Raw genomic sequence first — 14014 nt, 5'->3', positions numbered from 1 at the left:
CAGATATGGTAAGATGATAATAGCTCATTCAATATGGCCCCCTGTTGATTTTGGTGTAGGAACTTTAATTATACAGGTTCATATTGAATGGGTCTTTTTTATTTATTTTGAGTGGTGCACTTAATATTACAATTCGTCATATAAAAAACGCTTTTCGTATTAATCGAAAAGCGTAAACTTGCTTACTTTGTAATGAAAGGGAATTACTAAAAATTATATCTTCTTGTAAAAGAAAGTGTCCTCTATATCAAAAGAGTATCTTGTTGGATTGAAAATTTGTTCAGTACTACCTACAAATAACACGCCACCCGAATGAAGGGAGTTACTAAAATTGCGATAAATTTGATCTTTAGCCTCTTCTGTAAAATAGATCATAACGTTTCGACATACTATTAAATCGTAATTACTGTCATAGGAATCATTTAATAAATTATGTTTTCGAAATGTAACGGTTCGTTTAATCTCATCCTTTACTTTATAAAAAGAGCCTTCTCGTTCAAAATACTTAGACTTCATATTCGCAGGTACTTCAGCCAGTGAACGTTCAGGGTAAACACCAGCTTTTGCTTTTGCAATTGCATTTTCATCTAAATCTGTGGCAAAGATTGAAATTTGAGATAATGGTAAGTAATTTGAAAGCACCATAGCTAAAGAGTATGGTTCTTCACCTGTTGAACATGCAGCACTCCAGATTTTAAGCCTTTTATTACTTTGCAATAATCTCGGTAAGATTTTATTTTGCAATACTTCCCAACGCTTTCCATTTCGATAAAATTCAGATACATTAATTGTCATCCTATCTAAGAACTCATCAAGAAGTTTTTGATCTCTTTCAATTCCCATAAAAAAGTCTTTAAAACTTTTAAATCCTCTTTTTTCATAAAGAGAAGTTAACCGTCTTTTCATCTGTGCTTCTTTATATAAAGCTAAATCAATGCCCGTTTTACGCTTAATATTTGCAATGAATTCTTCGTAATCAGTCATTTGAGCATCTTCCCTCTCTTTAGTCCTATGTCTATTATACCGGATTAGAAATAAATCTTAAATAGAAGAAATCGAGAGTTTTACAATATTTCAGTCATTAGTATTGTTTCAGTTGTGTTTATTGAATAGCTTACATTTTTTATAAGTTTATAAATATTAAAGAAAATAAAAAAACTGTCCATCGTTAAATGAACAGTTTTCTCTTCTTTTATACTAGTGAAAACTAGTGTAATTCTTCTTCTTTGAAGAATAAGCCAATTTCACGTTCTGCTGAAGCTAGTGAATCAGAACCGTGAATAACGTTGTGAGATACTGTTGTTGAGTAGTCACCACGGATTGTTCCTGGTGCAGATTCTGCAGGGTTAGTAGCACCCATCATAAGACGAGCAACAGAGATTACATTTTCGCCTTCCCATACCATTGCAAATACTGGACCAGAAGTGATGAATTCTACTAATTCACCGAAGAATGGTCTTTCTGCATGTTCTGCATAGTGTTTTTCAGCAAGTTCTTGAGAAATTTGCATAAGTTTTGCTCCTTTAAGAACAAATCCTTTGCGTTCGAAACGATCTACGATGTCGCCTACTAATTGGCGTTTAACACCATCTGGTTTTACCATTAAAAAAGTTTTTTGGATAGCCATTGTACTATTACAACTCCTTAAGATTATCTAGGATTTAAACCCTACTTGAAAATATTATCATTGAAACACATAATGTTCAACAATAACTATTAAAATTTACGTTTTCCCATATATAAAGCGATATCTCTTAATGACTTTTTCGCAGAGTTATTTGGTAATGCATCTACTTCTTTCAAAGCCTTTTGTAAATATAAATTACTTATATAATAGGATTCTTCTATTGCATCAGATTGACGAATTTTTTTCAAAAAGGCTTGTCTCTCATTTTCATTCATCGTGCCAGCCAATGCTTTGTCAATAAGAGGTCGCATTTCTAAATCATCTTTAACCAATAAAACTGGAAGTGTAATATTACCTTGCATTAGATCACTACCAGCAGGCTTTCCAAGTTGTTTATCTGAAGCTGTTAAATCTAGAATATCATCTATAATTTGAAATGACATACCTACATAATAGCCAAATCGTTTTAAATGATTTGCCACTTTTTCGTCACAACCTGAAGCAATTGCTCCTAGATGACAACTAGATGAAATTAACAACGCAGTTTTCCTTTTTATTCGTCTAAAATAGTCTCGGATATTTTGCTCTATATGCAATTTATCTTCAATTTGAATAATCTCACCTATACAAATCTCAACCATTGTTTTAGATAAAATCTCATTTGCTTTTTGGCTTTCAATTTTTGTAATATATTCTAATGCTTTCGCAAAGATAAAATCCCCAGTATACATCGCTACACGATTATTCCACTGAGCTTTAACAGTAGGGCGCCCTCTACGAAGTTCAGAATCATCAATGACGTCATCATGAACAAGGGAAGCCATATGGACTAATTCAAGAGGTACAGCCACATTTTTTATATGATGAATATCATATTGACCAAATTTAGCGCCAAGCAAAACAAAAACAGGCCTTATTCGTTTTCCACCAGCTTTAAGCAAATGGAGAGAGGCATCATTCAAATAGTGTGAAGATGAATCCAGCGCTTTTTCTAATTCTTTTTCGATGATCCTTATGTCTGATTGTAAATCGGCATAAAGAAGTTTTAACTTCATCTTTTCCACGCGTTTAAACCTTCTCCCACACTAAATTTCCTTTTTAAAGCCCATATGCATAGCAGCAGCTCCACCACTATAAGATTTATATACTACTTTTTGTAAACCAGCTTGTTCAAACATTTTCTTTAACTTTTTCATCCCTGGAAAATCATTTGCAGATTCTTGTAACCAAGAATATTCTTTATAACTCTTAGCAAAGATCTTACCAAACAAGGGCATAATATAGCGGAAATAGAATCGGAATAATTGACGATAACCAGGAATTTCTGATTGGGATGTCTCAAGGCAAACTACTTTACCGCCTGGTTTTGCTACACGATTCATTTCTCGAAGTACTTGCATATAATCAGGCACATTACGTAACCCAAAACCAATTGTTACGTAGTCAAATGTGTTGTCTGGAAATGGTAGCTCCATTGCATTTCCTTGTATTAATTCTATTTGTTTTATATCCTTTGTTTTTTCTAATCCGACATTTAACATATTCTGACTAAAGTCTAGTCCAGTAACATGTCCATTTTCTCCGACAGCTTCAGCCATTGCAATGGTCCAATCTGCAGTACCACAACATACATCAAGAGCTTTAGATCCCGGTTTAACGTCCATGTGTTTCATCGTATCTTTTCGCCAGCCCTTATGCATTTGAAAACTAATAACAGAATTCATCTTGTCATAACTATCGGAAATATTTTCAAAAACTTCATGTACACGTTCTTCTTTCGATTGTGGTGTCACTATAAATCAACCTTCTCTCATCGTTTGATGTTCAGGTATATCACTTTCGATATACTGTAACACTATTGTTTTAACTTCATCTAGTAGAAAAGGAGAAGATTTAATACTTCGAATTAAATTAGATGAAAGATCTGAAATTTGATATCGAAGAATTTGCTCATATTTCATACCAGCATTTTCCTTCTGTTGTTCCAAGACTCCCATAAAACGGTTATTTTGATGTAATTCTTGATATTGGTTCAATTCACGTTTAAATCGAGTAAGAAGTAAACCTTGGTTTGCAATATCAATATATGACTCAAAATGAAATCGTTTTAAAAATTGTTCAGTGGTCTTTGCTTCAATAACCCGAAATACTTCTAACCATTCCTTTAAATTTCTTTTTTTCGGTTCATACATAGCTGTCTTACATTCACAAACTTCAGCAACTGCCTCCGATAAATTACGAATAAGTTGAATATCTGGAATTGATGCAAGTGTCGTGTAATACAATCCGCTATAATAGTCTCCCGCAAGGACTGATAGTTGCTGACTTTTAGATGTAGCATTTTGTTCATCAATTTGCTCATGCTCGTGCAAAGCCGCATTGATCATTGCTACAGCAGTTGCAGCTTTCTCATGTTGTGCAGACCATCGTTCACCATTTAACTTTGGCAACAATAAATATAGCAGTTGACCATCTTCAACAATTGGTTGACCTGTAAATTGAAGGAGCGTTCTATGATGCAATTGCATTAGAATATTATTTTTTAGTTGCGATACTTGTTCTTCAATATAAGTTGCATTCATAAACTTTTCTCCATTCAGTTTGTATCCTGTTGTCCATATTATATTTACTATTATATTTTATATATTAATTTTTTGAATCGCTTTCAACAACTCCAAAAGCTGTTTGAATTTCTGCTTTTCCTCGAATTTTCATAGCGGAAGTATGCTCAGTAAATTGTGCAATCATTACTTCACCATTGTCTAATTTCTCTGAATGATGAAACTTGGTATCATTCCCACGAGTTAAACCAATGACATGTACGCCGTCTTCTTTTGCACGTACTACTATATAATCGTTTTGAGCCATTTAAACTTTCTCCTTATTTTCGACTTTTCTCCAACAATCATAACACAAAAAAACTCGAAATTTAAGACATTTGAATGAATGAAAGTATTTCTGAACGTTTTACTTCATCTTCTTCAAAAATGCCCTTCGCTACAGAAGTAACCGTTTTAGCCCCTGGCTTTTTAATTCCGCGCATTGTCATACACATATGTTCGGCCTCAACCACTACGTAAACACCTTTCGGATTGAGCATTTCCATTAATGTATCAGCGATTGTTCCTGTAATACGTTCTTGGAGTTGAGGACGATGCGAAACTGTTTCAACAGTTCTTGCTAATTTACTTAATCCCGCAACTACACCATTTTGAGGGATGTATGCTATATGAGCTTTGCCGTAAAAAGGTACTAAATGATGTTCACACATTGAATAAAACGGAATATCTTTTACAAGAACTAGTTCATCATGTCCTTCGTGGAAAACTGTCTCGAAATATTGTCTAGGGTCTTCATGAAGACCTTGGAACATTTCGGCATACATTTTAGCTACTCGCTTTGGTGTGTCTAATAAACCCTCTCTTAGTGGGTTTTCACCGACTGCCTCTAATATCATTGTTACAGCAGTTTCTATTTTTTTTAAATCTACATCAGTAGATACTTGGTCTATTTTTTCAAAGTTTTTTTCTATCAACATAAATCCCCCAATATTTCTGCAAAGAGTCTCAAAATGAGATTACCACACAAGTAAAGTAATCGCAAAATATGTAAACGTTTTTAATAAATTAAGTATGTACTACTAGTAAGATTCATTTTTGAATGTTATTTCAATCACAAAAAAAGAGCAGCCTTAACGGCTACTCTATGTAGAACAGATGCTTGTACTATTTAACAGCATCTTTAAGCGCTTTACCTGGTTTAAATGCAGGTACTTTGCTTGCTGCGATTTCAATTTCTTTACCTGTTTGTGGGTTACGACCTTTACGAGCCGCACGTTCACGTACTTCAAAGTTACCAAAACCGATCAATTGAACTTTATCACCCTTTGCAAGAGCTTCTTGGATAGTTTCAAATACTGCTTCAACTGCTTTAGAAGCATCTTTTTTAGAAAGAGCTGCAGTTTCTGCAACAGAGTTAACTAATTCTGTTTTATTCACACCACTCACCTCCTCTCAAAGGGGCTTTTTCTAAATCATGTAAAAAGATTATCACAACAAATTTTGCTATGCAACAATATTTATACTCCTTTTCCTAACTTTAAGCAAATAATTTATCAAATCGACACAAAAAAGGAATTTACATATCGTAAATTCCTCTTAAAATCAAGCTATTTATTTTCTCTTTCATTGAAACAACTATTAGGATGAATTCACTGATAGAAATTGCACTTTATAGTATAAAAGTAACCATTCCTTGTTCACCTTTATTCACCATTTTTTCAACTGTTTGACGCATTCTAGCTTTTGCATGTTTTGGAACAGCTTCGGTTTTGTAAGCAATACTTTCTTTCATCATTTCATGTAATGGCGTACCAAATATCTGAGTTCCCCATAGTTTTTCACGATCATGTAAATAAGCATTAGTTAAATCTTTTAATAATTGTTGGCTATAAAATTCCGATCCAATAAGTGGCGCAAATTCCGCCTCCATATCAATTCGTAAAATATGATAGGAAGGAGCTTTAACTTCCATCCGAACACCAAAGAAATTATTTTGTTTAATAAGCTCTGGTCTAGTAGGTTCGAATTCCTGCAGTATTGGTAAAGTAACACCATATCCTTCTTTGTTTGCTTCCTCGATAGCTTTGTGGAATCGTTGATAAGATTTTCTCGCTTGTTGCGATTCTTTAATAAATAATAACCAATCCTTCTTACTTTGAATCGGCTCATCAAGCCATTCTTCACAGATAGATTTGTAGATTTCATTTTTTAATTGCAAAGTAATAATTGCATGCCCCACCCCAGCATCTACACTTTTCACTTGAGCAGATGCGATAAATTCTTCTTGTAATAATTCATGTGTTAAGCGTTCAATATCTCGAATTTTATTGACAGATGCCTTCCAGTTATCGATGGACTGTTTGATTAGTTTGTTTAGTTCGTGATTTTCATCTAATACATCTAACCAATCTGGCTTTTCCATCTCTAACTTATCAATAGGAAATTCATAAAGGGCCTCTTCTAAAATATGACGAACTTCATTTAATGACATTTGGTCAACCGATGTAGAAATAACAGGTGCACTATAACGTTCTTGTAATTCTTCACATAATTCTTTCGCTACGTTATGAGCAGGCATTTTGCTATTCACAACAATAACAAAAGGCTTACCAATTTCCTGCAATTGTTCAATAATTTCCTCTTCCGCCTTACAAACAGCTTCTCTCGGGATTCCATTTACTGTACCATCTGTTGTCATAACAACACCGATATTCGCATGCTCCCTAATAATTTTATCTGTACCAATTTTAGCTGCTTCTTCAAATGGTATTGGATCATTATGCCAAGGGGTATGTACTAATTTGGGACCATTTTCATCCTCATACCCTTTCACGCCGTCAATAATATAACCCACACAATCAGCGAATCTTATTTTAAACGGCATGTCTTGATTTCCAACAGTAATTTGTGCTCCATTAGCAGGTACAAATTTAGGTTCAGTAGTCATTATTACAGGTCCTGGAGAACTTTGTGGCAATTCATCTTGTGCCCGTTGACGTTCTTTTTCATCTTGCATGTTCGGTAACACCATAATATCCATCACACGCTTAGTAAACGTTGATTTTCCAACTCTAACCGGGCCAACAACACCAATATAGATATCACCATTTGTACGTGTCGCCATTTGCTCGTACACTTCTTGTGACATAATCTTTCCCCCTTTTTTTCAGCACTATATCCTATGCACATAAAAAACGTTTCATGCACAAGACATGAAACGCTTTTTGAAGTTTACTTATTTCTTATTTGATTTTGTTAAAAATTCAACTTCATTTTTTTCATTTACTGTATACGGCAATGAATAGGCTGGTAGGATAGGATATTTGTCAGAAAGTAAATAACGGATATCTTCACCAGGCTTAACTTTTACTTTACTTTCGTTGATGATTTTTTGTAATTCAATCGAATAATCGATACAAATTTCACCACTACCTTTAACTACTAAAGGTAAATTCGTATTAGAATATGGACTCGGTACTGTCGGCGCTTTTTTATACCCCATTTTCTTATAATCGAATTCATAGACATCATCTTTAATCTGTCTAGAGATTGGTACAAACCCATTTACACCTTTTTTAATATTAAGCTCTCGAATCGTTTCAGAACCTCGTAAATCGACTAATTTCACTTCTGGATTTTCACTTTCGGCATTCCAAATTACATATTGATAAATACCGCCTTTTTCAAATGCATTTCCTGGTGTCTTTGCGATATATCCTTGAGTTAATTTTTCAAAATTAATCGGATATTTAATATATCGATCCACATTTTGATCGCGGTTTTGAATAGGTAATAACCCACCGGTATCCTTTCTAAACTGATCCACCGCTTTTTGTACTGTTAATAATTGTGCCTCATCTGGTACCTGATTTTCTACTTTTTCTTTATCAGGATACATACAACCTGACAAGGCTACTGTCATAATGAATACGAACAAAATTAAACTTATTTTTTTCATGAACTACCCTCATTTTTTTGAAGAATCAAAAAGTCATAACAACAAACACCATCGTTAAAAAACCAATGATAAGAAAAACATAAGCTATTAAAGCCACAATTGTACTTATAAATCTATTATTAATTTTTTGTCTACTTAAATATATCAACCCTGATGCAATCAGCAAAAAGCCAATTGAATAAAAGGATATCCACATCATATCCATTGGCGATATACCTGTTCCTGTAAGTAGTACTAACTCTGTCAACAGTACAACCACCCTTCCTATGTACAACGAAAATCATTTCTCACAGATGAAAGTATAACATAAAGTATCACTTTAAACATTGTAGTGATATAATCCTGCTGTTTACCCACATCAACCCGGTAAGACCCTTCTCAAATAATAATTGGTTAGAGAGAATACATTACCTATATAAGCATGATTTTAGTTTACTTTATCAGTTAAATAAGGAAACTTATAGTATTTTTGCCCAAATTTATCTTTTTATAGAAACCATTTTTTATTACTATAAATAAAAAAACAAGAGATGTATGGTAACCATCTCTTGTCCTATTTTAACAATTGAGCATAAATAAAGTCATTTGCTAGCTCTAAGATGCTCTTTATAAATCGTACAATTTTGTGAACTACCATTAAAAATCGTAGGTAGCATCCAACTCTTGCGTTTTTTCACGAAGCATTAATTGTTCCACAGCTTTATGTGGATCGATTCCTTCAAAAAGAACCCCGTATAAAATTTCTGAAATAGGCATTGAAACATTATATTTTTTGGATAGCTGATGAGCTGCTTTTGTTGTACGAACTCCTTCAACAACCATACCCATTTGATCAAGAATTTCATCTAATGAAAGTCCTTTACCAAGCATATTCCCAGCTCTCCAGTTACGAGAGTGAACACTTGTACATGTTACGATTAAATCACCCATACCAGCTAATCCGGCAAATGTTAATGGATTCGCTCCTAGTTTTACACCTAAACGTGAAATTTCTGCTAAACCACGTGTTATAAGTGCTGCTTTTGCATTATCACCGAATTCTAAACCATCTACAGCTCCTGCTGCTAATGCAATAACATTCTTCAATGCTCCTCCAATTTCAACTCCAACAACATCTTGGTTTGTGTATACACGGAAGTATTGATTCATGAAAAGATCTTGTATTTTTTCAGCACTTACTAAGTTTTCACATGCAGCAGCCACAGTTGTTGGGTGATGCTGCACGACCTCTTCTGCGTGACTCGGGCCGGATAATACTACAATATCTTCAATCAGTTCTGCTGGAATTTCTTCTCGCATTATTTCTGAAATTCTTAATAATGTGTTTGGTTCAATTCCTTTAGAAACATGAACAAATAACATTTTTTTATCGAGTGTTTCCAGTATTTTTTGACATGTTTCTCGAATACCTTTTGTTGGAACTGCCATTACAATAATATCTGCATGATGAACAGCTTCTGCAATATCTGAAGTTGCTTTTAAATTTTCAGGTAATATTGTTGTAGGTAAATATTTTACATTTGTATGTTGAATATTAATTTCGTTTGCTTGTTCTTTACGATGAGACCATAGTAAAGTATCATGGCCATTTTCAGCTAAGACAATGGCTAAAGATGTTCCCCAAGAACCTGCTCCAAGTACCGATACGCGATTCATGTTGAAATCTCCTTTCGATTTCATGTTCTAATTATTAATCACGTGCTCTTGTGATTAATTTTATTGGTGTACCTTCAAAATCAAATGTTTCACGAATTCTATTTTCTAAGAAACGTTCATATGTGAAATGCATTAATTCTGGATCATTTACAAATACCACAAAAGTTGGTGGTTTGATAGCCACTTGAGTGACATAGTAAATACGTAAACGTCTACCTTTATCTGTTGGCGCAGGATTACGAGCTACTGCATCAGAAATAACTTCGTTTAAGATGCTAGATTGAATACGCATTGAGTGATTTTCATTTACTCGATTGATAATAGGTAAGATAGAATGGACACGTTGTTTTGTTTTTGCTGATACGAAGACAATTGGTGCGTAGTCCAAAAATTGGAATTGTTCTCTAATTTCTTTTGTTTTTTCATTCATTGTCTTTTCATCTTTTTCGACTGCATCCCATTTATTCATGACAATAATTACCGCTTTACCTGCTTGATGAGCATATCCTGCGATTTTCTTATCTTGTTCTTGGATACCTTCTTCACCGTTCAAGACAACTAATACAACGTCTGATCGTTCAATTCCTCTTAATGCACGAAGGACACTATACTTCTCAGTTGACTCGTACACTTTCCCTTTTTTTCGCATACCTGCAGTATCAATTATGACATATTCTTGTCCATCATATTCGTAACTAGTATCAATTGCATCACGAGTTGTACCTGCTACATCACTTACAATGACACGATTATCGCCTAAAAAGGCATTGACAAGGGAAGATTTGCCAACGTTTGGACGGCCTATTAATGAAAACTTAATCACGTTCTCATCATATTGATCCTCATCTTCTTTAGGAAAATGCTTAGCTACTTCATCGAGTAAATCTCCTAATCCAATTCCGTGAGAACCGGAAATTGGGAATGGATCTCCAAATCCTAAAGAATAAAAATCATAAATCATTTGACGCATGTCAGGGTTGTCAATTTTATTGACTGCTAAAACAATTGGTTTCTTTGTTTTATATAAAATTTTTGCTACATGTTCATCCGCTAATGTAACACCTTCTCGACCATTTACCATAAAAATAATAACGTCTGCTTCATCCATAGCAATCTCTGCTTGATGACGTATTTGGTCAATAAAAGGTTCGTCTCCAATATCAATACCGCCAGTATCAATAATATTAAATTCATGTGTTAGCCAATCCGCAGAACTATAAATACGATCACGTGTTACACCTGGAATATCTTCCACGATTGAAACGCGCTCTCCTACAATTCTGTTGAAAATAGTCGATTTACCGACATTTGGACGACCAACAATTGCGACAATTGGTTTCGCCATAACTTTCTTCATCCTTCCGACTTCTAATAAGAGCTATTATACAACAAAAAAGATGATGGTACCTGATAAGTTGACCATCACCTACAATTGAAGTCTTTTTGTATACTTATTTTATCAAATATTGCCTGTAATGCAAGAAAAAAAGCAGGCAAAGCCCTGAAAGCATCTGCCTACTTTATTATTTTAATATTTTTTTATGATTCTTTTGAAAAGTTTTTAAGCTTATCACCAATTACATCGCCAAATGAAAAACCATTTGTTTCTTCAGGAAATTCAAATTCATCGACTTCAGGTTCTTCTTTGTTCTCTATTAAAGCTTTAATACTAAGTGACAAACGTTTATCAGCTTTGTTCACAGCTAGAACTTTTACTTGAACTTCTTGACCTTCTTTTAAAACTTCATGTGGTGTTGAAATATGATTATGAGATATTTGGGAAATATGCACAAGTCCTTCTACACCAGGGAAAATTTCTACAAATGCACCGAATGTAACAAGTCGTTTAACAACGCCTGTTAAGACAGACCCAACAGGAGCTTTTTCATCGATTTGTGACCATGGGCCTTCTTGAGTTTCCTTTATAGATAAAGAAATACGTTCTTGTTCAGAATCTACAGATAATACTTTAACTTTCACTTTTTGTCCTTCAGAAAGAACTTTTGAAACATCCTCAACATGATCATGAGACACTTGGGAAATATGCACAAGTCCATCAACTCCACCTAGATCAACAAATGCACCAAAAGTGGCTATACGTTGCACAGTCCCCTCGATAATATCGCCTTCATGAATATTATTAATAACTGCACCTTTTTCTTTTGCCTTTTGTGCTTCAATTACTGCACGATGAGAAAGAATTAAACGATTTTTTTCTTGATCCATTTCAACAATTTTATAGGTTAAAGTTTTTCCTTTATAATCTTCAAAAGATTCAACAAAATGATCTTCAACTAAGGAAGCAGGAACAAAACCTCGTACGCCTAGATCAACTACAAGGCCACCTTTAACGATATCTTTTACTTCAGCTTCAATTACTTCTCCATTGTTAAATTTCTCGGTTAACTCTTTCCATGCATATTTTGCATCTACTTGACGTTTTGAAAGAACATATTGTCCGGGATTCTTTTCGTCAGGCTGTTCAATTTTTGTTACTAAAACTTCTAATTCATCATTTACGGAGACAGCGTCAGAAGCTTTTTCTATATGTAAGCTTGAAAGCTCACTAATTGGAATTACGCCATCAAAAGGTGCACCTGGAATTGTAACTATTGCAACTTTTTCTTCGACCTTTTCAACTTTACCAGTAACAATATCACCTTCACGGATCTCTTTTAACTCGTTTAAGTTCATTTCTTCAGACATATGTAATCCTCCTTCACAATGTTCACTTTCTATTTTATTAGAATTTGCTAGTAAAAACAAAAATTAACCCTTTAAATACAATTATTTTTTATTATCAGGATGATGTTCATCTAATAATTCTTGAATGTGCGCCATTATTACTTCTGTTACTTCTTCTGGTTTTGCTTTTCTCTCACGATACGGTTCTATGTCAATCGGTTTACCAAATACAACTTTTACCTTACGGAATGGTTTGTATGGTCCAACGATTGCACAAGGTACCACATTGGCATTTCCTCTCAATGCAAAAAATCCAGCTCCAGAGAACCCTTTTCCTAGCTTACCCGATTTGTTTCTATGTCCTTCTGGGAAAAGTCCAACAACTTGACCTTCTTTTAAGGTATTAATGGCAGTGCGAAGTGCTTGACGATCACTTAGACCACGTTTAACAGGAAATGCATGTACTTTAGGTAAGATTCCTTTTAAAATTGGTACATTAAAAAGTTCTTCTTTGGCCATAAAATTAACTGGTCTTGGTGAACAAATACCAACAACCGGCGGATCTAAGTTATCGATGTGATTAGAACATAATAAAATGCCGCCTTTTTCAGGAAAATTTTCAACACCTATTACATCCATTCGATAAATGGGCTTCAGTACTGTATAAACAACAGACTTTGCAAACTGATAAAAGTCCATATCTATGCCATCCTTTCACTCACTAATTGTAGAATCGCTTCTGCTGCTTGTGTGATTGATAAATCAGTAGTATCTAAGAATATTGCATCTGGTGCTTGCACAAGTGGAGATGCTTCTCTTTCGCTGTCTAATTTATCTCGTAAAGCGATTTCTTCCTGTAATTTTTCAATAGATGTTTCAATTCCACGTTGCTTATTATCTTCAAAACGACGACGTGCACGTTCTTCCACTGTTGCTGACATATAAATTTTCAATTCGGCTTTTGGCAATACTGCAGTTGCAATATCTCTACCATCCATAACAACTCCACCACGTTCTGCCATTTCACGTTGACGATTTACCATAATTTCTCGCATTGTAGCATGACAAGCAACTCTTGAAACATTTCCAGTAACAACATTAGAACGAATCTCTTTTGATACGTCTTGTCCATCAAGATATACTAATTGTCCTTGTGCTGATGGTTTTAATTCAATAATTGTTTTTGCTAATAAATTGGTGACGCTTTCAGCATTCTCTAAATCTATATGTTCTTTCAATGCTTTTAATGTAAGTGCTCGATACATTGCTCCAGTATCAATATAAGTGTAGCCTAATTTCTCAGCCACAATCTTAGCAATAGTACTTTTACCAGCCCCTGCAGGACCATCAATAGCAATTTGAATATTCTTCTTCACGGTATCAACCCTTTCTTTCCGTAATATTGTAACACAGAAAAGCGGAGGCGGCTCGTTTAGACTCGAAAATCATTGGAAGGCCCGAATTGAAAATATTTTATAAAGAAAAAAGCCCTCAATGGTGCTGCACCCCAAAAGTTAGAGTAAAAAA

16 protein-coding genes are annotated in these 14014 nt (G+C 34.3%); all 16 read right to left on the bottom strand.

Annotated features, from left to right (window positions below; genetic code table 11):
* Window positions 1-213 precede the first annotated feature (213 nt).
* The 16 genes from CW357_RS16900 to cmk all read right to left on the bottom strand — a co-directional run bounded on the left by CW357_RS16900 (window position 214) and on the right by cmk (window position 13863).
* On the bottom strand, window positions 214-984 hold the full coding sequence (locus tag CW357_RS16900) for a CheR family methyltransferase (RefSeq protein ID WP_119417097.1): 771 nt from the start codon (window positions 982-984) through the stop codon (window positions 214-216).
* A 223-nt stretch (window positions 985-1207) separates the two neighbouring features.
* On the bottom strand, window positions 1208-1627 hold the full coding sequence (gene ndk, locus CW357_RS16895) for a nucleoside-diphosphate kinase (protein ID WP_119417096.1): 420 nt from the start codon (window positions 1625-1627) through the stop codon (window positions 1208-1210).
* An 89-nt stretch (window positions 1628-1716) separates the two neighbouring features.
* Entirely contained in the window at window positions 1717-2691 is a 975-nt protein-coding gene (gene hepT, locus CW357_RS16890) for a heptaprenyl diphosphate synthase component II (protein WP_119417095.1), read from the bottom strand.
* 21 nt (window positions 2692-2712) lie between these two features.
* Window positions 2713-3420 (bottom strand): demethylmenaquinone methyltransferase, encoded by a 708-nt coding sequence (locus CW357_RS16885; RefSeq protein ID WP_119417094.1) that lies wholly within the window; start codon window positions 3418-3420, stop codon window positions 2713-2715.
* Between the two features lie 6 nt (window positions 3421-3426).
* Entirely contained in the window at window positions 3427-4209 is a 783-nt protein-coding gene (locus tag CW357_RS16880; RefSeq protein ID WP_119417093.1) for a heptaprenyl diphosphate synthase component 1, read from the bottom strand.
* Between the two features lie 64 nt (window positions 4210-4273).
* On the bottom strand, window positions 4274-4495 hold the full coding sequence (gene mtrB / locus CW357_RS16875) for a trp RNA-binding attenuation protein MtrB (protein ID WP_119417092.1): 222 nt from the start codon (window positions 4493-4495) through the stop codon (window positions 4274-4276).
* Window positions 4496-4556: 61 nt separating this feature from the next.
* On the bottom strand, window positions 4557-5159 hold the full coding sequence (folE, locus tag CW357_RS16870; RefSeq protein ID WP_255416330.1) for a GTP cyclohydrolase I FolE: 603 nt from the start codon (window positions 5157-5159) through the stop codon (window positions 4557-4559).
* Window positions 5160-5352: 193 nt separating this feature from the next.
* Window positions 5353-5625 (bottom strand): HU family DNA-binding protein, encoded by a 273-nt coding sequence (locus tag CW357_RS16865; RefSeq protein WP_102692522.1) that lies wholly within the window; start codon window positions 5623-5625, stop codon window positions 5353-5355.
* Window positions 5626-5857: 232 nt separating this feature from the next.
* The gene (gene spoIVA, locus CW357_RS16860; protein ID WP_124218649.1) at window positions 5858-7336 is read right to left on the bottom strand and encodes a stage IV sporulation protein A; all 1479 of its coding nucleotides are present in this window, start codon (window positions 7334-7336) and stop codon (window positions 5858-5860) included.
* 87 nt (window positions 7337-7423) lie between these two features.
* A complete protein-coding gene (locus CW357_RS16855) occupies window positions 7424-8146 on the bottom strand; it encodes a hypothetical protein (protein ID WP_124218648.1) in 723 nt (240 codons plus the stop codon).
* A 25-nt stretch (window positions 8147-8171) separates the two neighbouring features.
* Complete coding sequence (locus CW357_RS16850; protein WP_371684388.1) at window positions 8172-8393, bottom strand: DUF2768 domain-containing protein; 222 nt, start codon at window positions 8391-8393, stop codon at window positions 8172-8174.
* Window positions 8394-8782: 389 nt separating this feature from the next.
* Window positions 8783-9802 carry an NAD(P)H-dependent glycerol-3-phosphate dehydrogenase gene (locus CW357_RS16845; protein WP_119417088.1) on the bottom strand — a complete coding sequence of 340 codons (1020 nt, stop codon included), beginning with the start codon at window positions 9800-9802 and terminating at the stop codon, window positions 8783-8785.
* Window positions 9803-9836: 34 nt separating this feature from the next.
* Complete coding sequence (gene der, locus CW357_RS16840) at window positions 9837-11147, bottom strand: ribosome biogenesis GTPase Der (RefSeq protein ID WP_124218647.1); 1311 nt, start codon at window positions 11145-11147, stop codon at window positions 9837-9839.
* 194 nt (window positions 11148-11341) lie between these two features.
* A complete protein-coding gene (gene rpsA / locus CW357_RS16835; protein WP_119417087.1) occupies window positions 11342-12508 on the bottom strand; it encodes a 30S ribosomal protein S1 in 1167 nt (388 codons plus the stop codon).
* A gap of 81 nt (window positions 12509-12589) precedes the next feature.
* Window positions 12590-13186, bottom strand: a complete 597-nt coding sequence (locus tag CW357_RS16830) for a lysophospholipid acyltransferase family protein (RefSeq protein ID WP_119417086.1) — start codon at window positions 13184-13186, stop codon at window positions 12590-12592.
* A gap of 2 nt (window positions 13187-13188) precedes the next feature.
* On the bottom strand, window positions 13189-13863 hold the full coding sequence (gene cmk / locus CW357_RS16825; protein ID WP_124218646.1) for a (d)CMP kinase: 675 nt from the start codon (window positions 13861-13863) through the stop codon (window positions 13189-13191).
* Window positions 13864-14014 lie beyond the last annotated feature (151 nt).

The organism is Rummeliibacillus sp. TYF005, from assembly GCF_003844195.1.
In the GTDB taxonomy this organism is placed as follows: domain Bacteria; phylum Bacillota; class Bacilli; order Bacillales_A; family Planococcaceae; genus Rummeliibacillus.
The sequence above is the reverse complement of the archived record's forward strand: the minus strand, read 5'-3'. Positions and strand labels throughout refer to the sequence as shown.